Origin of the sequence: Methanothermobacter sp. (genome assembly GCF_049720995.1) — an archaeon.
Classification (GTDB): domain Archaea; phylum Methanobacteriota; class Methanobacteria; order Methanobacteriales; family Methanothermobacteraceae; genus Methanothermobacter.
Genome location: NZ_JBNASF010000017.1, coordinates 15546 through 34283, shown reverse-complemented (window position 1 = coordinate 34283; position 18738 = coordinate 15546). Strand labels below are relative to the sequence as shown.

General features: G+C 47.9%; 25 protein-coding genes. 5 read left to right on the top strand and 20 right to left on the bottom strand.

Annotated features, from left to right (window positions below):
- A partial coding sequence (locus ACPLJI_RS06465) for an FmdE family protein (RefSeq protein WP_424741177.1) occupies positions 1-2858 on the bottom strand: 2858 nt, incomplete at its 3' end.
- A gap of 362 nt (positions 2859-3220) precedes the next feature.
- Entirely contained in the window at positions 3221-4018 is a 798-nt protein-coding gene (locus ACPLJI_RS06460; protein ID WP_424730272.1) for a nicotianamine synthase family protein, read from the bottom strand.
- A 124-nt stretch (positions 4019-4142) separates the two neighbouring features.
- Between ACPLJI_RS06460 and ACPLJI_RS06455 the strand changes: the two genes are divergently transcribed.
- Positions 4143-4763 (top strand): GNAT family N-acetyltransferase, encoded by a 621-nt coding sequence (locus ACPLJI_RS06455; RefSeq protein ID WP_424730271.1) that lies wholly within the window; start codon positions 4143-4145, stop codon positions 4761-4763.
- A gap of 265 nt (positions 4764-5028) precedes the next feature.
- On the opposite strand, the gene ACPLJI_RS06450 is transcribed toward ACPLJI_RS06455, so the two are convergent.
- The 18 genes from ACPLJI_RS06450 to ACPLJI_RS06365 all read right to left on the bottom strand — a co-directional run bounded on the left by ACPLJI_RS06450 (position 5029) and on the right by ACPLJI_RS06365 (position 15211).
- Positions 5029-5304: a DUF3194 domain-containing protein gene (locus ACPLJI_RS06450; protein ID WP_424730270.1), complete on the bottom strand. Its 276-nt coding sequence runs from the start codon at positions 5302-5304 to the stop codon at positions 5029-5031.
- Positions 5305-5670, bottom strand: coding sequence for a prefoldin subunit beta (locus tag ACPLJI_RS06445; protein ID WP_424730269.1), 366 nt, complete (start codon positions 5668-5670; stop codon positions 5305-5307).
- Positions 5671-5683: 13 nt separating this feature from the next.
- Entirely contained in the window at positions 5684-5959 is a 276-nt protein-coding gene (locus ACPLJI_RS06440; RefSeq protein WP_424730268.1) for a KEOPS complex subunit Pcc1, read from the bottom strand.
- A 1-nt stretch (position 5960) separates the two neighbouring features.
- A complete protein-coding gene (locus ACPLJI_RS06435) occupies positions 5961-6428 on the bottom strand; it encodes a Brix domain-containing protein (protein ID WP_424730267.1) in 468 nt (155 codons plus the stop codon).
- A 1-nt stretch (position 6429) separates the two neighbouring features.
- The gene (locus tag ACPLJI_RS06430) at positions 6430-6561 is read right to left on the bottom strand and encodes a DNA-directed RNA polymerase subunit P (RefSeq protein WP_048901205.1); all 132 of its coding nucleotides are present in this window, start codon (positions 6559-6561) and stop codon (positions 6430-6432) included.
- 1 nt (position 6562) lies between these two features.
- A complete protein-coding gene (gene rpl37A / locus ACPLJI_RS06425) occupies positions 6563-6832 on the bottom strand; it encodes a 50S ribosomal protein L37Ae (RefSeq protein ID WP_010876320.1) in 270 nt (89 codons plus the stop codon).
- A gap of 152 nt (positions 6833-6984) precedes the next feature.
- Positions 6985-7800 (bottom strand): exosome complex protein Rrp42, encoded by an 816-nt coding sequence (gene rrp42, locus ACPLJI_RS06420; protein WP_424730274.1) that lies wholly within the window; start codon positions 7798-7800, stop codon positions 6985-6987.
- A complete protein-coding gene (gene rrp41, locus ACPLJI_RS06415; RefSeq protein WP_424730266.1) occupies positions 7790-8512 on the bottom strand; it encodes an exosome complex exonuclease Rrp41 in 723 nt (240 codons plus the stop codon). The genes rrp42 and rrp41 overlap by 11 nt, the downstream gene beginning before the upstream one ends.
- Complete coding sequence (gene rrp4 / locus ACPLJI_RS06410; protein WP_424730265.1) at positions 8509-9372, bottom strand: exosome complex RNA-binding protein Rrp4; 864 nt, start codon at positions 9370-9372, stop codon at positions 8509-8511. Before rrp4 ends, rrp41 begins: the two co-directional genes overlap by 4 nt.
- 44 nt (positions 9373-9416) lie before the next feature.
- Entirely contained in the window at positions 9417-10115 is a 699-nt protein-coding gene (locus ACPLJI_RS06405; RefSeq protein WP_424730264.1) for a ribosome assembly factor SBDS, read from the bottom strand.
- A 3-nt stretch (positions 10116-10118) separates the two neighbouring features.
- The gene (gene psmA / locus ACPLJI_RS06400) at positions 10119-10865 is read right to left on the bottom strand and encodes an archaeal proteasome endopeptidase complex subunit alpha (protein ID WP_013295890.1); all 747 of its coding nucleotides are present in this window, start codon (positions 10863-10865) and stop codon (positions 10119-10121) included.
- Between the two features lie 64 nt (positions 10866-10929).
- Entirely contained in the window at positions 10930-11304 is a 375-nt protein-coding gene (gene rnp2 / locus ACPLJI_RS06395; RefSeq protein ID WP_424741178.1) for a ribonuclease P protein component 2, read from the bottom strand.
- A 20-nt stretch (positions 11305-11324) separates the two neighbouring features.
- Positions 11325-12122 (bottom strand): ribonuclease P protein component 3, encoded by a 798-nt coding sequence (gene rnp3, locus ACPLJI_RS06390; protein ID WP_424730144.1) that lies wholly within the window; start codon positions 12120-12122, stop codon positions 11325-11327.
- A gap of 105 nt (positions 12123-12227) precedes the next feature.
- Positions 12228-12635, bottom strand: coding sequence for an RNA-binding protein (locus ACPLJI_RS06385; RefSeq protein WP_424730145.1), 408 nt, complete (start codon positions 12633-12635; stop codon positions 12228-12230).
- Positions 12636-12664: 29 nt separating this feature from the next.
- On the bottom strand, positions 12665-13210 hold the full coding sequence (locus tag ACPLJI_RS06380; protein ID WP_424730146.1) for a 50S ribosomal protein L15e: 546 nt from the start codon (positions 13208-13210) through the stop codon (positions 12665-12667).
- Positions 13211-13402: 192 nt separating this feature from the next.
- Complete coding sequence (locus ACPLJI_RS06375; protein WP_424730147.1) at positions 13403-13726, bottom strand: carboxymuconolactone decarboxylase family protein; 324 nt, start codon at positions 13724-13726, stop codon at positions 13403-13405.
- A gap of 79 nt (positions 13727-13805) precedes the next feature.
- On the bottom strand, positions 13806-14786 hold the full coding sequence (locus ACPLJI_RS06370; RefSeq protein WP_424730148.1) for an SPFH domain-containing protein: 981 nt from the start codon (positions 14784-14786) through the stop codon (positions 13806-13808).
- A gap of 2 nt (positions 14787-14788) precedes the next feature.
- The gene (locus tag ACPLJI_RS06365; RefSeq protein WP_424741176.1) at positions 14789-15211 is read right to left on the bottom strand and encodes an NfeD family protein; all 423 of its coding nucleotides are present in this window, start codon (positions 15209-15211) and stop codon (positions 14789-14791) included.
- Between the two features lie 225 nt (positions 15212-15436).
- On the opposite strand from ACPLJI_RS06365, the gene ACPLJI_RS06360 reads away from it, so the two are divergent.
- The 4 genes from ACPLJI_RS06360 (at position 15437) to afpA (ending at position 18716) form a co-directional block, all read left to right on the top strand.
- Positions 15437-15838 carry a helix-turn-helix domain-containing protein gene (locus tag ACPLJI_RS06360; protein ID WP_424730150.1) on the top strand — a complete coding sequence of 134 codons (402 nt, stop codon included), beginning with the start codon at positions 15437-15439 and terminating at the stop codon, positions 15836-15838.
- A gap of 127 nt (positions 15839-15965) precedes the next feature.
- Positions 15966-17078, top strand: coding sequence for an ABC transporter permease (locus ACPLJI_RS06355; protein WP_424730151.1), 1113 nt, complete (start codon positions 15966-15968; stop codon positions 17076-17078).
- An 8-nt stretch (positions 17079-17086) separates the two neighbouring features.
- The gene (locus tag ACPLJI_RS06350; RefSeq protein WP_424741175.1) at positions 17087-17740 is read left to right on the top strand and encodes an ABC transporter ATP-binding protein; all 654 of its coding nucleotides are present in this window, start codon (positions 17087-17089) and stop codon (positions 17738-17740) included.
- Positions 17741-18143: 403 nt separating this feature from the next.
- Entirely contained in the window at positions 18144-18716 is a 573-nt protein-coding gene (afpA, locus tag ACPLJI_RS06345; RefSeq protein ID WP_424730254.1) for an archaeoflavoprotein AfpA, read from the top strand.
- Positions 18717-18738: the final 22 nt, after the last annotated feature.

The following is an 18738-nucleotide window of genomic DNA, read 5'->3' as shown; positions in this document are numbered from 1 at the left end:
GCGGCCACAAGGACACCCACGATACCATAGACGTACCATGACCCATCACTGCCAGAAGTTGAGGTTGCATTGGTAACCTCATAGGCCTTCTTACCCTCAGCTGTCGCAGGTTCCTCTGAAACCTCTGATGCTGCACTCACATCAGCCGGTGAAGCACTGTACTCCACACTTGGTGTGTAACCTGCATGACCTGCGGTACCATGGGAACCTGAGGGTAAACCACCGGTTGAACCACCCGTGGAGCCACCGGGAATGCCAGGCACACCACCCTGGTTTCCGTTCTGGCTTCCGCCATTGTTCACTGGAATGAGGTCTGCAAGGGTCCTGTTTGCAGGTATCCCCTTCACATATGCTATGGGGTTCTGACCGCCGGCACCTGAAAGGATCATCTGAAGTTCACTCTCAGTGATGTACCTCTCAGCGTCATAGGTTACAACAGGTCCTGAAATCATATAACTTGGTGTTTCACCCTTGTAGAGGCTTATGAAACCTGCTATCTGTTTTTCCCTCTTTGCATCGCTGGTTGTGCAGTCGCTCACATCGAAGGTCGGCCATTTGAAGTCCAGGACCACTGCCCTGCCAACCCTGTTCTTGCTGTCCCATATAACGAGGATTCCCTCAATGTTACCTCCAAAGGCATCGGCTTCTTCAGGGTCGTTCTCTGTTCCGGGTACGCGCAGGTTGAAGTAGGTTCCCTGTCCTGGTGAGACTCCAAGTCGGTAGACTATGGCGTCGTCCTTGCAGTAGATGGTGTTACCAAGGTATATGTAGTTCTCATCCTCTCTGAGGGGGTAGTTCCTGAATATGTACTCTGTTATCAGGTAGCCCGGTGATACACCTGGACATGCATGGTCATGGAATAGGAATGTCAGCACCTGGTCGTATGGTGGGTCGTTCCTCCATGCGTTTGCTATGCTCTGTATGTTGAACCAGCCATCCTTTGCAAAGACCTTTGAGACCTTGCTGCTGAGCTGTGTGCTATTGAGGGTCCTTGGACCTATGTCATTCACGAATTTACCGTCTGATGCATTGCTTGCAACGAGCTGACCGGTTGTGGGGTCATAGTAGATATATACCGCATCCATTCTCACTCCGTCATAGCCCCTGAGGACGAATGTGAACCAGAGGGGTTTCCAGAGCGGCCTGTGGACCGGGAGAAGTGTTGCCCTGCTGAGCCTTGAACCAAGAACATCGAATACTCCATCCCATGCGGCACTCATATCCTGACCGTTAACCCTTGAGTAACCGGCTGATGTAAGCACCACAAGGTCCCTGTCGTCCTTTTCAAGGTTTATACCCTTCTCTGTGAGGAATAACTGTTTTGCAAGGTTGGCAGCGTCAATTCCTATCTGTTTTATCTGGTTGTATGTGAGGTTACCCCACGCTAAGGGGTTGTTTTCACGGGTTGCATTGGAGAGTCCAAGACTGTCTATGTATGCCATGTCAAGGCCATGGGCAATCTGGGCAGGTATCTGGTATGTTATGTTGGTTACCTTATCCGTGGCGTTCACAGGGTTTTCTGTACCCAGCAGATAGTAATAGTGTGTAACATTGAGGTCCTTAAGTTCCCTGACGATTGTAACAAGTGATGTTGGATCTTGTTTCAGTTTAGCTATGAGCCATGCATTGAATTCAAGCTCTGTGTTCTTTCCTGTCTGCTGCTGGAACTGCCTCCTGAGTGCCTCCTTGTCGAACTTCATCACTATGAGGTCACCCTTGAGGGTGTTGGGGTTCCACCTTATGAAGCCAACGAAATTTGTGTCAGCACCGGTGGCTGTGGTGTTGAATCCGCTGTAGGATCCTCCCTTACCGGGTGTGGTGTCAAGGAACATCAGCAGCGCATCGTCATCTGAGTCACCTGGAACACCCACTGTCACGTAGCTGGTTATCTCACCCGGTGATCCAGGGTTGGTGAAGTCCATAACCGGTGGGTAGTACTTGAGGAGCGTCAGGCTCATTGCATAACCGCTGATGGTACCGAGGCACATGTGACCATGGAATGCAGCAGCTCTCAGAAGATCGGATGGTGCGCCCTGCATCCATGCGTTTGCAAGGCTTGCAACCGGGAACGCGTAGTTTCCATATTTGCTTACAAGAAGGTTCCAGTTTGCCTCGGTCATGTTCTTCAGAAGGTCAACAGTGTAAACTGGTTTTCCATTGACTGTTTTGATTACAACCGGTGATGTGCTTGCATTCTTGAAGTAAACACCCTCCAGTGTGCTGCCCCTCTGCAGTATGAAGAATGTGTCCAGGGGGTCAACAGGTGACTTCCTTATTACAAGCAGGTTACCCTTACCATAGGTTACACGGCCACCTGCCTGGTTGAGTATTCCCTCAATCACATCCTCCGTGGTATCGTTCCTGTACTTAACAATACCAGCAGTTGTTATGACGAGCACGTTCCCCTTCGAGAAGTTCAGGATCTGGTCAGCCTTCCTGGTGATATCCCTTCCCAGTTTGTAGGCATCTGTGGCGTTCATTTTGAGTGAAAGCAGTGCGTAGTATCTGGTATCCAGCGGATTCAGAGGGTTTGTTGATAGGGTGAATTCATGTACAAGGTCCCTGTAACCCGGTGCTGTGACCTTTATCCTGAATTTTGTTGTGTTTGTGACGTTCTGGTGATTGAAGATGATCTTTGTCATGTTTGCAGCGGGATCAAATGTTTTCGTGAAGTTGATCTTTGATCCGCTGTCATCGCTGATGTAGTTTATGTCAGGGTTGATGCGGGAGTTGTCGTCTGCAAATTCGTACTTTACATCAACCCCCACATCACATTCTGTGTCCACTGCGCTCACTGAACCTGTCAGTGCTACAGCAACGAGAAGAACCATGAAAACCATGAAATACTGTCTTCTCATAACCTTTTCACCTCCTTTAAGTTCTGTAATGTTTAATAATGTACCGACTGATAGTTGAAGTAATAACATATATAATGTTTTTGTTAATACTTCAGGGGCTTATAAAGGACAAAATGTAATACTCAATTTCAGTTAAAAAAGAAGAGGATTCATGGGAAGGTCCCATGAACTGATTGCTGGAGGGAAATTTATTATCAAACACCATAATGGTGTTATATTTTAAATTGCAAACCATCCCTATTTAATATTTTCCATTTTAATATTCATAATAATTATCTGGCCGGGACTGCCGAAATGGTAATAAAAGATAAGGTGATCCTTAAAAAATTTCATGTATTTCTGATTTGATCGGGACAGAGACTTCAAGGGCACTTAAAAACAAGCACTGAGGTATTGTTAACCTTACCAGAAGGCAGCACAATCCCCGCCCTTCTGAATCCTGCCACATCCTCATCAGTCACAGGGGCATAGAGAATTGCCCTCATTCCCGTGTACGTCCTGTATATAACCCTTGTATCAGGGTTCACATACCTGTGTATATTCCTGAAAACCCTCTTCTTGGGCTCTGCAAGGGCAGCCACCATAACAACGTCAAAGTCGAGATCCGCCAGTGCGGTCTCATCCCCTGTGATCACATCCACATCTCCAGGTTCAAGCCTCTCTATAACCCCAAGGGATATATCAGCTATTTCAGGTTCAATCTCAACAACATGGACCCTCATACCATAGATATGCGCAAGGAGTATCCCTGTAAGTGGTAGTGGGCCTCCTCCAATGAATACAGCGCGCTCCCCCCTCCTGAATCTTCCAAGGGCCGCCTCATTTTTGATGAGCTTGAGGTACCTCGGGTAGAAGTAGAAGGATTCCAGGGTCTCCCATGGCGAATCTGAATCTCCAACCTCCGCCGCCTTCTCCATTTCAAGTCTCATGCCAAGGTTAACATAGAAAGTTCTTATGATACTGAGCGCATGGTTCATCTCAGCATCGTCAAGTATGTGCCTGGCCGATTCAAAGTCTATGGACGAATCATGGGCTATCTCCTCGATCTCATCCAGGAGGGGTATGACCATGGATGTGTCCATCCTGTCGAAGTGGTGTTCCATTCCCTCAAGGCTGGATGCGATCCTCTTTATCTTATTCCAATAAATGTAACAGCTCATGCGGGGTTCCCCCAATGGTAATATAATTAAACAGCAGTCTTTATAAGACTTCACAGCATATATAATATATACATGGAATCATGTATTACTATGAATCATATATACCTTTAAAAAGTAATACTGAATGGTGGTTGATATTATTCTGGTTACCATTCCCCAGACAGAAAGTGAAATTGAATCCATAAGGAGATTCCTGTTTGATATGATCAGGCGGGAATTTGGCTACGGCTACATACCCGAATACCACCGTGATATCATGGAATTCAGGGAACACTATCTCAATCCACCCGGGAACACCTTCATCTTTGCCTCAGTGGGTGGAAAGATAATAGGGACCCTTGGACTCCGTGCCTATGACCGTGAATTTGAGGGTCTCAATTATGATCCAGAGACAACAGCGGGTCTGTGGAGGGTCTTTGTGCATGAGGACTACAGGAGAAGGGGAGTTGCATCACTCCTTACCGGTATCGCAGAGATACATGCAGCCAGGATAGGATACAGGAGGATGTACCTCCATACGCACAAACATGTGAGGGGTGCGCTTGAATTCTGGCTCTCGATGGGTTACAGGGTGACCCTTGACACCGGGAACGAACTCAATACAGTCCACATGGAAAAACCCCTTAAACCCACTGGAAGTCCAGACAGACCCACCATGATCAAGATGCAGAAACCCTTAAAACCCACAGAGTACCCCAATACTGATGCCTGGAGTGGATCTCAGGGAATTAAAATCTTACTTTGATTAAAAATGGTGAAAGAGGGGAGATTAGAAAAAGAGGAGGAACAGGGCATCAGATGACATTTTTTTGAGCGAAAGGATTGTAGCTGGATGCCCTGTTGAGCTGGCTTACTCTGGTAAGCTAGGAGGAATTCATGCTCATATGATGGTTGGCAGAGGATGTATAAATACTTTTTGAAAAAAAATTATTACTTATATTTAAATGATCCTGATTTTAGTATTAATCAATCAACCTGAATTAATCATGAAAGGCATTGGCTCCGGGTTATCATTCCCTGTACTCCTCAAGGAATGACTCCAGTGCCTCGTAGGCAGCATCCACTGCCAGGTCAACAATTCGGGGGTCCGCCTCTGAGAGTTCATCGAGATGAAGCTCGGCGGTTATATCAACATCCAGCCTGCCGGTATATTCAACACTCACCGTTATCTCGATATCAACTATCTCCTTTGCTGAGACCCTCTCAAGTATAAAATCAGAAATGGTGTTATACAGGAAACTGGATATCTCATCCAGATCCCCGTCACTGAGTTTTTTAAGGCTCAATTAGTTACCCATCCCTGGATTGATCCCGGCGCCCTTCATGGCTTCCTGGATGTTAACCTGCATCTCCTGCAGCTTTTTCATAACACGTTCTTCCTGTCTCTGGATGGTTTTCTCCCTTAACTGGAGAGTTTCAAGTTTCTCCTCAAGTTCAGCTGTGATTTCACCCTTATCCACCCTTATAAGGATGTTCCCTGAACTCTTAAATACCTCAGCGTCGTCTGCAGCCTTTGAGAGTTCATCAAGAGCCTTCTGTGTTTCATTAATCTGCATTTCAACCGTCTGTTTCTGCACAGATATTGCCTGTGCCTGCTGCTGCAGCTGCTGGAACTGGGCCAGCTGGTGCTGTACATTCTGTGGAAGTTCCATACTATCACCTTCATTAATTATCATGAATCCTTTTGGGATGAATGAGCTCCATCATATCCATTGAGAGCCTCACCCAGCGGAGCGATGAATTGAGGGCTGCCCTGAATGATGCCGGGTCCCGGGCACTGATACTTATTGTTATCCTGTCATCCTCAAGATCCAATGAAACTGAAGACCTCCCGGATGGGGAATCCATGAACTCCGGCTTAACTGCCCTGTAAACCACTGAAGCGGATTCAGGGTTTCCTGTGGATATATCAATGAATCCCTGAAGTCTCTTAAGACCCACATCAATCACCGGCCTTAAGGTCCCTTATCAGCAGTTTGAACCCTGCAGGTTCGCCCCTGGCATCAATAAGCTCCATGACCCACGGGTAATCATCACCCTTCCTGAGGTCCCAGACACTGCCGGATGCCCAGGGGTTGACCTCAAGACCCATGAGCCTGCAGATACCCTGAAGTTCAGTGGGGCATGATCTTATCCCTGCAACGGGGGAATCCCTCTCTGATCCCCTGATTTCAAATGATGGGTTGAAGAGGATGTAACCCATCTCGTCTCCCCTATCACCAAGGAAAGTTATCCTTGAGGGGTTTCCGTGTCTTTCAGATACGACAGCCACAGGTCCGGCTGCCTCGATGAGCACGTCCCTGATACTCATCTTGCCCCTGTTAACATACCTCCAGCCCATTATCCTGGAGAGCCTCTGGGAAAACGATCTTGTTCGCCGGGAAGGCTTCCTGGATGTTGTGAGAAGCATCCTACCGTGCCCTTATGGTCCTCTTAACAGGAGGCACCTCCTTGAAGAGGATCCTGTACCTGCACCTGGGGCACTTATTCTCCATGTACTTTTTGGGGTCGATCAGGGTTCCGCACTGGGCGCAGCGGTACAATCTACTTACCTCCAACTATCCTCTTGATGTTACGGGCTGCTGTTTTACCCATAGGGGTCACAGGCAGGTATGCGCCGCCTGTGAATACAGCGCCACACTTTCTGCACTTCCATATGCCCCTGCTCTCCCTTTTAACACCGGGTCTGTCACAGCTGGGGCATACGTGCTTCCTTTTCATCTCTTCTTCAATCTTCTTAACAGCTCTTTTAGCTTTACGACCGTAACGTGGACCGAAACGTCCTGTAATACCAACTTTCTTTGTTCTTGCCATTTTATCACTCCAGTAAATATGATGTTATAGATATTGTAAGGCGAGTATTTAAGATTTGGGTAGCACCGAATCATTGTGGTCTCTGATTCCTCTCAGGTATACTCATGAGAACACAGCACCGGAATGGGTGGTCTCTGATTCCTCCAAGCGATTCACGGTGCCATTGACTCATCAAGGTACTCAATGAGCTGGGGCACCTTCTCCCTTGCAATGGAAACCGCCCTCAGGACATCATCCCTTGTGAGGGCCCCCTCACCACCCTTCTGCATGGCGCATATTGAGCCATCCTCTGTCACCCCTATGGACAGCCTGGCGGTGAGTATGTCCTCCTCCTCAAGGGAGGGGTCCAGGATTATCTCATCACCAATCTTTGCAAAGGTGCACATGAGGGCCTTTCTGTTGATGGGAAGTGGCTGCATGTTTTCCCTGTCAACCAGTACCTCACCATCCTCAACCTCCGTGGCAGGGATCACTGTATCGAGGAGCGCTGCCACAGTTGCAAGTACCGCGGCATCAAATAGGTTGCCGTCGTAGTCGATTATGTGCAGGTCCAGGAAGAGCATCCAGACCTTGCTGCCCTCTATTATGCAGAGTTTTTCAAGGTCTATCATCTGACTCTCCCTTATGCAGCGGTCAACAACCCTTGAGAGTTCAACCGAACGCTCATCGGGGGGTCCTGGCTCAAAGGTTGGTGATGCCATCGGTAGAAGTTCGGAGTTTGTGAGTATAACCCCCATCTCAGGGGTGTCAGAAAAAGGTTCGCCTATCTGTGGCTTGACACCGACTATTATCTGTGTGTTGCCGAGTTTAACCCTTGAGGAACCCTCAGCCTTGGATATCACCCCTGTTTCAATGGATATGTCCCTGAACTCATGGAGTGACCTTCCATCGATTCTCTCCTTGTTATTTATAAGGTCCGTTATACTTTTTCTTGTAATTTCAGGTATTATATCCATTTTATTCACCATACCTCTTTCTGAGGGCCTCTTTCTGAACCTCATGTATTCTGAGGCAACCATCCACTGCAAGGTCAAGGGCCCTTTCAAATTCATCCTCTGACAGGCTTCCATCGCTCTGGAGAAGTGTGATCTCACGTGTCCTTGGGAGGATTGCAACAGGTACATCTGCCTGTCCAGCCTTGTCCTCCTCCTCAGAGAGGTCAAGGACAACCTGATCATTGACCTTACCTGCGGCACAGGCCACAACCATGTCCCTCATGGGTATTCCTGCATCTGCAAGGGCCACTGATGCCGCTGTGATGCCCGCGCACCTTGTACCTCCCTCTGCCTCAAGAACCTCTATGAAGACATCTATGACTGACCTTGGAAACTTTTCAAGTATCAGTGCAGGCCTCAGGGCCTCCGCGGTTATCTTTGAAATCTCAACAGAGCGCCTGTCGGGACCGGGCCTTTTCCTCTCCTCAACAGAGAATGGTGCCATGTTGTACCTGCACCTTATAACTGCCCGGTCAGGTCGCTGCAGTTTTCTTATCTGTGCCTCCCTTGGCCCGTAAACAGCTACAAGTATCTTGTTACCTCCAAATTCAAGGTAGGATGAACCGTCAGCCCTTTCAAGTATTCCAGCCTCAATTTTCAGGGGTCTGAGTTCATCAAATGCCCTTCCATCCTCCCTGACACTTTGAGAGGTTTTCAACTGATCCTGTGTGATAATAACAATCACCTCTGTTCCTCGGAATTATTTTCATCCTTAACTTCTTCATTCCCTGATTCTTCGCCCCCGGATGATTCCACTTCATCCTCTTCTATTTCATCAGGGTTTTCTGTTTCTTCTTCCATCTCCACGGCATTCTCAACTGGAGCCTCCGGTTCAACCACTTCAGACCCATCATCCTCATCCAGGGTGGTGGGTTCAGCGCCGGTGAGTCTATCCAGAAGTTCCCTGACACGATCTGTGAGTCCTGATGTGTGGGCCTCACGGTCTATCATCAGGATAACCCTCTCGGCTATCCTCTCCATGTCGGGTTCTCCCTTTATCCAGACAACTCCATTCTGACCCACAACGATATCGCAGTGGGTCTTCTCCTTGACCATGTTTATCATGGATCCCCTCTTGCCTATGAGCCTTGGAACCTTTGTGGGTGTTATGTATACCAGAATTCCGTCCCTGAACTTTCCAAGCCCGCGACCCTTAAGGCCCAGCTTAACCTTCCGGACCTCGTCAACATCAACCACCCTTAAAAGGAGTACGTCGCCTATTTCAAAGACGTTCTCAAGTTCCCTTTTCTCCTTGCCGAAAACCTCTGATGCTGGCAGGAGCCCGCTGTAGGGGGAGTTTATATCCAGGCCCCACATTGAGAACCTTATATCTGTGATTTCGCCGATCACCACATCCCCCCTCTTGGGGATGTATTTGCTCTGAAGTGGTATCACATTTATCTTCTTATTCCTGACAGAAACAAGTCCAACAAATGATGAACATATTTTTTTACCCTCTTTGAAGGTCCCCCTGCCGGGGTAGTAATCATTTTCTGCCAGAACCTGACCTGGAACAACCAGGTCCTTTTCATTTACGAGTAACACATTATGCCTCCCTGTTTTTTGAAGGCGAAAAAGGAGATGAGGGTTTACTTGATAATCCTGGTCTCAACGTTACCGCCGGTGAGTTCATTGATTTTCTGGTAGAAACTGTCCTGAAGACCCCCCGGTATCTCAACCACCGCTATCCATGAACCGTCACTCTGCCATTCCTCATTCTTTATTTTCCCGAAATTTGATATCACACCGTAGGCTGGGCCGGCCCTTTCGCCGGGTATCTTTATGGCAACGGTGACCTTCTCGAATTTTATGGGGATCTTGGTCCTTATGGCCTTCAGGACAATGTTGACCTGCTCATCAACCGTTTTGAATGGATCAACGTGAACCCTTGCTTCCTCCATGGCCTTTTCAATCCTCTTTGGAGGGTGAGGAAGTCCATTCTGGGGGTTTATAGCTTCACGTGCAATCTTACTGATGATTTTTCTGCGTTTATCCTCTATCATCTGTCTTCTTTGTTCTGCAGTGAGCTGTATTGTCCCCCTCTGAAGTATTATGGGTGTTACCTCAAGAGGATCCGCTGTTTCAAAGACCTTCCTCATGGCCTCCTCAGATGCCTTATCACCCTTTCTGGCGTCCCTGAAGACCTCCTGGACCGCCAGCACATCCTCCACGTTGACGTCTGAATTTTCTCTCCGGAATTCAGCTGCCAGGTCAGGGTCCACCAGGATTTCAAATCGCTCGCCATGGGATTCGAGCCGGGCGATAACCGCATCTTCAAGGCTGACCATTTTTTACTCCTCTTCCTCCTTTTCCTTCCTGATCAGGAGTTCCTCAACGTGGTCCCTGATCTCATCATCAGGAAGCCTTCTGTATTTCTTATCCGCGGCTTCTATAACAGCTATCTCAACGCTTTCAGGTGTTGTTTTGCCCTCTGTTGCCTCATAGACCGCATCAAGGGCCAGTTCTATTGCCTGGTTCAGGTTCATGTCATCGGTGTATTTCTTCTCAAATTCCTCCATGGCCGCTGGCCTGCCGGCCCCTATGGCTGTGGCCTTGTACTCTATGAGGGCCCCGCTGGGGTCTGTTTCAAAGAGTCTGCAGCCCTTTCCGTTTACACCACCTATTATGAGGGCTGTTCCGAAGGGCCTGACACCTCCATGCTGGGTGTACATCTGTTTCATGTCGCATATCTTCTTGGCAAGGCTTTCAACCCTTATGGGTTCATTGTAGGTTATCCTGTTTATCTGGGCCTCGAGTCTTGCCTTTTCAATTATTGCCCTTGCATCTGCCACCAGCCCAGATGTTGCGGCCCCTATGTGTTCATCTATCTGGAATATCTTTTCTATGGATTTCGGCTCAACCAGTTTGCTCGTGGGCCTTTTGTCCACCACAAGAACTATTCCTTCCTTTGATTTTACTCCAAGAGAAGTGGTTCCTCTCTTAACTGCTTCCCTTGCATACTCCACCTGGAATAGCCTGCCATCCGGGCTGAATACCGTAATGGCCCTATCGTATCCTGCACTTTGAAGTGGTTGCATTTTTCTAACCTCTCTTTATTGATGGATAAATCTGGTAATCAATGAGACCTGTGATACAAATCAGTCAGTATTTATCTTTCTTGGAAGGTTTAATAAACTTTTGTGTTGCAGAGCGCACCGTCCCGGAGAGTCCCAGTATATGGAATACCACCCTTGACCCGCTGTGGTGATGTGCCGCAGTGAGGGCAGACATAACCTTTCCCTCGTAACCCCGCTGGCACTGAAGCACACCCCTCATCCTTACTGCCTCCGGGAAATCACATCGCCAGAGTTTCATGAGCCATAAGCGGAAATTTGATGTTTCACATTCGCCGTGGAGTTTGAGGCAGCTGTCCCAAATAAGGGATACGATTTCATCCCTTGAGAGCTCCCTCTCGGATATCAGTTCAAAGGCGATGTACCTCTTTGGGTTCCTGAGGGTGGGGGGAAGTATCTTCATCCTCATGTCTTCACCGGGGTTCAGTCCTGTTCTTCATCATCCACAAGCATCACACCATCTGCAATCATGAAGGGGCGTTTACGTGAGTATTCGATTATGGAGGATGGTGTTGATGAGAGTGCCCTGCCTGCCTCACGGGTGCTCATGCCAAAGCACCCTGCAAGGTTCATGAGATCACGGGGTGTGCGGAGGTCATATATTGATGATGCCCTGCTTGAGAGTAAGAGTGGAAAATCGAATTTTCTGTGGAGTTTAAGGATGTCCCTGAAGTACTCAAGAACCCTTGCCCTCACCTTGAGCCATGAGCCCATGATGTCAGTGGTGACAAGTTCAACTGCAACCCTGTTCCTTGCAGCCTCCCTTGCAAGGACGTGGTTCATGCCAGCATCCCTCCTTGATGAGTAGGGTGCGGAGAGGACATCCACCCTGGGGTTCTCACAGGCTGCACGGTTCACCTTCAGGTTACCCCCTGAAACGTACACAAGGTCGACCTTCCTCCTGAAGCGGTTGACCTTGCGCCTCATATCCCTCGGGTTCGAAGCCTCTATCATAACACCAGAGGCCACCTCAAGTCCCATTATTTCAGGGTCATCCCTCAGGACCTCTATCTCTGGCTGGATGCGGCTGTAGGTCTCATCAGGGAAGACCAGGACAGCCCCATGGTACCCGAGGCGGGAAGCCTCAGCAAGAAGTCTCAGACTGGAATCATGGTCACCTGCCTGGAGGTGGAAGTCAAAGAATTTCATCTGCCTGGATGACCCAGTTATCTGAGCATCCTCGTGGAAGTCAGCGAATTTCATCAGGGAAGACCCACCCATCCGAGCACCCTCACGGAAGTCAAAGAATTTCATCCGAACCCTGCTGGAACAATTTATAATTTATAGCATCCTGGTGGAAGTCAGAATTTCAGCCGGATGACCCACCTATTGGAGCATCTTCCTTATATTCTCAGCTGCAACATCTCTCCTTGCAGGGTAGGCCTCCACCTTGATCTTGAGGTGTATTGCATCACCGTGCCTCACAGGTTTCCAGATCCCCTCAAGGGCCTCCTGTTTATCCAGGCGAATGAACAGGTTACCGTTTTCATCGAACCTATCCTCAAGTTCATCCATTCTACCCCTGAAGACCTCAATGAATCTCTCCATGAATTCTCTGAGAGCCCTTCTGTGGTCCACCCTGCCCCTTAAAACTGTGATGGGGTTTCCATGGTAGCCCTCTGCCATTTCCCTTTCAGGTGCTGCACCCGGTATTATGTTTCTGAGGGCTTCAAGGACCTTTTCCTCGTCCTCTGTACCGTAAACCATGAGGCGGTAGGAGATGTTGTGTATCATTTTCCTCTAAAAAATAATTGAGTGGGGCTCTACCTTACCTTTTCAGCCCCTTTACCCCTGTTTCTCAGGCCCCTGTTCTTCTTACCTTCACTTGTGAGGCCCCTGAAAACCCGTCCCCTGTGCTGTTTTTCACAGATCCAGTTTATTTTGGGGTCATTCTTTATTGCCGGGTGGTTTGGGTCGACAAGGATGACCTCATAGAACTTGTATTTTCCATCCTCCCAGACCCAGTAGGAGTTGAGGACCTCCATGTTGGGGTATTTCCTTGCAACCCTTTCCTCTGCGATCCTCTTTATGCTCTTTGCAGTTGTGATCTTCTTAACACCCATTCTCTTGGGTCTTCTACCTGCCTTGAACCTGGTTTTTCTCTGGCTACCGCGCCTTACACGTGTCCTCACGATTATGTATCCTGGTTTTGCCCTGTAACCAAGTGATCTTGCACGGTCTATTCTTGTTGGCCTTTCAATCCTCTTAATTACAGGGTCCCTTCTCCATTTTGGGGCCCTTTCCCACATGAGCTCCCTTACATAGGAGTCCTTTGGATTCTTCCAAGCTTCTTTAACATAACTGTACATTGTTTACACCTCTATTCTGTTCGGCTTTACGCCACATCCATGGGATCGTATCCCTTAAAAATAGCGGTTTATGTACTACTGAGTTTGATGTGGTCACTTAAAAAGTTTACTGTTGGTTCCATGAATAAATTTTATGCTCGATTTCAGTGTCATTAACCACTCTTCCAATTTGAAATAAAAAGGGTAATTTAATCAGTCCCCAAGGACCTCATAAAGAATCTTCATCGCCTTTACAAAGGGTGGGTTACCTGATGTGAGGAGAACAACACGGAGAACGTCAACAATCTCATCCCTTGTAACACCAAATTCATTTATGGCACTCTGTATCTGCTTTTTAACCGCACGGTCATCTGAGTTTGCAGCTGTTATTCCTAGGGCTATGAGTTTCTGTGTCTTGTAGTCAAGAACCTTTCCTGTGTAGGCGGCCTCGTTGAGTCTAACAACTGCCTCATAGATGTCGGGATAGTCCTCCTTCACATGAACCATGCCCTTTCCATAGAAAACATCCTCTTTCATACCTTACACCTCCAGTATTTTACTATGTTCACCGTGATATTTATAACTAACATCACTTGAAAAAATAAAAGGTGTTTATTCACTGTTTTTCCGGGAATTCTGAGGATGCGGATTTTTTATCTGCTTCTGACGGCTCAGATTTTTTTGATATTTTTTCAGATGCCCTTGATGGGTCAGAGAGCATCTCTGAGATCCCTGCAATTGAACCCAGAATACCTGTGGCCTCCACAGGGAGAAGTATCTTTGTTGCCCTTCCATCTGCAACCTTCTCAAGGGCCTCAAGGTACCTGAGTGCTATTATATCATTTGTCGGGTCTCCCTCATGCATTGCCCTGAAAACCGAGAGTATGGCCTTGGCCTGACCCTCTGCTATGGCTATCTCCTGGTACTTGTTGGCGTCTGCAACCTTCTTTATGGCCTCAGCCTTACCCTCCGCTTCGAGGATGGCTGCCTGTTTATCACCCTCAGCCCTCTTTATCTCTGACTGCTTGTAACCCTCTGCCTCAAGGATGGCCGCCCTCTTCATACGTTCGGCCTTCATCTGCTTTGACATGGCCTCAACTATGTCTCCAGGTGGTTCTATGCGCTGTATCTCAACACGGACAACCCGGGTACCCCACTTGTCTGTGGCCTCATCGAGGACCTCGCGGAGCTGGGTGTTTATCATCTCCCTTGATGTGAGGGTCTGGTCCAGTTCAAGGTCCCCTATTATGTTCCTGAGGTTCGTCTGGGCCAGTTTGGTTATTGCCTGGTAGAAGTCAACCACGTTGTAGACTGCATTGAATGGGTCAACCACCTCATAGAATATGACACAGTCCACAACAACGACTGTGTTATCCTTGGTTATGACCTCCTGTGGTGGTACATCAACCACCTGTTCCCTCATGTCAACCTTCTTTATGGCCTCTATGAAGGGGATTATGACCACGAGACCGCTTTCCACTGTCCTCTGATATTTACCGAGTCTTTCAACAACACCCTTCTCGTAGGGTCTGAGTATTTTCAGGCTCTTGAATGCCAGTACAAGGAGTACAAGTACAATTATTATTTCAAGCAGCATTTTCATTCCTCCATTTTTTCAACTACGAGTTTAACTCCCTCAATTGCCTTCACCTTCACCATTTCACCCTCTTTAAGATCCGCGTCTGACCTTGCCCTCCATGTTTCGCCGTCTATCCTAACAAGACCAGAGCTCTGTGATGTGATTGCTTCTATCACAACACCCTCTTTTCCTATGAGTCTATCTGCAACAGCCTTTTTTGCTGGTTCTCCTGTTATGCGTGCGGCGAATGGCCTTGAAACAGCGAGGAGAATGACTGAAACAACAACGAATGTAACAAACTGTACCGTTGTATCGAATCCAAGGTATCCAAGTGCCGCTGCTGCCAGTGCCCCGAAGGCGAACCAGAGAAGAAAGAATCCTGCTGTCAGCATTTCACCTATGAGGCATATGGCAGCTATTATCACCCATGACTCAGGTCCCATGATCTCCCACCACCAGTTAATAATCCATTCCATGTTTATATTATTTGCTGTCAGCCGGTGTCATTCATGTTTATCTATTGTCACATTCATGGATATAATCATCCATAATATGAACTTTCAATTTTATTATTACATTTATTCATATAATCGGAATTTTAATAATAATTTTTTATGAAAAAGTATTTATACTTTGGGTCTCATAGTGAATTCACTGGAGGTGGAATTGTGACTGGCGAAGATGAACTGAAATTTCTTGTGCTGGGTTACAGGATCAGTGAGGGTAAAACCCAGAGGGAACTTGCAGATGAACTCGGTGTCCCCGTGGACATTGTAATAGCGATGGAGAACGGCACCTACAGGCATCCCACAAGGAGGCTTCTTAGCAGAATCCATGAACTCACCGGGGAATATGAGGTGAAAAGAAGGTACTTCATAAACATCGGAAGGGGTTACAGACTGAGGGAGAGGCTTGGATCCCAGTTCAGGTACTTTGTCCGTGGCCTTGATAAAATGAAGTACATAAGCATGGAAGAGCTTGAGAAGATGCCTGAAGCCGACTGTTACAGCACCATCGGCAATGTTGACCTGGACGCATTTGAGGTTCTAAGGGCAGGGAAAATGTCCTGAAACCAATTTTCAATATTTACCCCATTTAAGCCCTTAAAGCAGTTACAAATGTCCTGAAACCCCACAAATTTTATTTTTTTAATGGAATCAGTCAACATTATTAAGGTTCGGATTCATATACATACCCATGAGGTTCATAACGCTTGTTCTGAAGAATCCGTTCAGAAACCGTGCAAGGAGTCTCCTTGCAATTACAGGTATCGCGATTGGAATCGCAACCATTGTAACCCTCGGCGTGATAACCGGGGGTCTGAAGGCATCAACAGAGAACACCCTCAAGGCGGGTGGCGCCGACTTCACGATTGTGGAGTCCAATGTCTCAGATATGTTCCTCAGCAAGATAGATGAGGAATACGTGGATAAGGTGCGGAATGTGAGCGGGGTTGAGGACGCCGTCGGAATACTCATGGCTGTACAGCCCCTTGATGACAACCCCTACTTTGTACTGATAGGTATAGACCCTGCCAGGATAAACATGAGTCAGATAAAAATAATCGATGGCAGAACCCTCAGGGATCCAGATGCAGATGAGGTCATAATAGGTAAGGTCGCCTCAGAGAACCATGGCAAGGGTGTTGGTGATACGATAAAGATAAAGAACCGTGAGTACCGTATCGTGGGGATATTTGAATCAGGTGACATGCAGGAGGACGGAGGAGCCTTTATTTCACTCAAAAAACTCCAGGAAATAGAGGAGAAGGAGGGTAAGGTCACCATGATCTACGTTAAGATGACCCGGAATTCAAGGGTGGAGGACGTCACAGAACGCATCGAGAGACGTTACAGTGACCTCACAACCATAGCCTCACTTGAGGACCTCCAGAGCGTTGACCAGGGCCTGCAGACCATCGACACCGCAACCTGGGCCATATCACTCCTCGCCATAATAATAGGTGGAATTGGAGTTATAAACACCATGATAATGTCTGTATTTGAGAGGACAAGGGAGATTGGAGTTCTGAAGGCCGTCGGGTGGAGGGACCGCAGGATTCTAGTTATGATACTCGGTGAATCGGTGGTGCTGACTGTGATCGCCGGTATTGTGGGTTCGGTGCTTGGTGTTGCAGCCATACAGGTGCTCCTTGAGCTTGGAATGAGGGGATTCATAGAACCAGTATACAGCCCTGAGATCTTCATGAGGGCCTTTGCAGTCGCCCTTGTCGTGGGTGTTCTCGGTGGACTCTACCCGGCCTACCGGGCATCAAGGCTCGCCCCCACCGAAGCACTGAGGTACGAGTAGGTGGTTCCATGAAGGCCATAGAGGTTAGAAACCTTAAGAAGAGCTTTGACGGGGGTAAGATAAGGGCCCTTAATGGTGTTGACCTTGAAGTTGAGATGGGTGAGTTCATCTCCATCATGGGGCCATCAGGTTCAGGTAAATCCACCCTCCTTAACATGATAGGTGCCCTGGATGTCCCTGATTCAGGCACCATCAGGGTTGCTGGAAGGGATCTCTCAGATGAGAGGGACCTGAGCCGTTTAAGGGCCGAGGAGATAGGCTTCGTGTTCCAGCTACATAACCTCATACCCAGCCTCACCGCCCTTGAGAACGTTGAGATACCCATGTTTGCCGTGAAGCACGTTAACATGGAGGAGCGTGCAATGGAGCTCCTTGAACAGGTGGGCCTCGGGGATAAGGCTGACCGGAGGCCCACAGAACTCTCTGGTGGTGAACGCCAGAGGGTTGCAATTGCCAGGGCCCTGGCCAATAACCCGTCAATAATCCTTGCAGATGAACCCACAGGGGCTCTTGACTCAAAGACAAGCAGAAATATACTCCAGATGCTTCAGAAGCTCCAGGAGGACGAGGGGGTTACCCTTGTTGTTGTCACCCATGAGCCCCATGTGGCCGGGATGGCCTCAAGAACCATAAGGATACTTGATGGTGTAATCATGGATTAGGGTAAGCATGGCAAGGGAGTGTCATCGGCTCTGAAGTGGTGCAGATTATAGGAAGATCATCTTAGCCGGACACCACACAGGGGTACTGAGAAATAATTCCGGTACCCTCTTCCAGCAAGCCATTTTAGGATTCCGCCAATTTATTTTTTTAGAGTTCGATGGTCATGACATCATCTTCAGGATCTCTGAATCCGCTTCAGGGTTGCCCGGGTTGTGATGCCAGATCATGAAATCACCGATAGCCTCAAATCCCCCCTGAAGTTTTCCGATACCATTCACGATAATATCATCCTTAAACCCGACTTAAACCAGATCACAACTCCTCAACATATCCCGGACACCATTCACGATCGTATCATCCTCAACCCAAATTTGATTAATAAGTTCCAACATATTATGACACATGACTGAAAAACTGACTGTTGCCTGGTGTATAACCGGGGCCGGGGAGAAACTGACTGAAACCTACGAAATAATGAAGGATATTAAAAAGATCTATGGGGACCGTATCAAAATCGACGTCTTCATATCCAAGGCAGGTGACCAGGTTGTCAAGTACTATGGCCTCTACAGGGACCTCGAGACAAGCTTTGACAGGAAATGGGTTGAGATAAATGCCAATTCCCCATTCCTTGCCGGTCAGGTCCAGCTTGGTAAGTATGACTTCATACTTGTGGCTCCCTGCACCTCCAACAGCACAGCCAAGATATCCCTGAGGATAGGGGATACCCTGGTTACAAATGCTGTTATAATGGCCCAGAAGGCATCTGTACCTGTCTACATCATGCCATCGGATTACAGCGAAGGGAAGGTTATCACGACACTTCCCAACGGTAAGAAACTTGAACTCAAAATAACCAGGGAGGATGTCGAACACGTGAAGAGGATATCAAGGATGGATAAAACAGAGGTTTTCAGTGACCCCAGCAGGATCTACAAGATCTTTGAGAAATGGACATACCCCAAGGATCAATAAAAATCTAAGATCCACAAGAAAT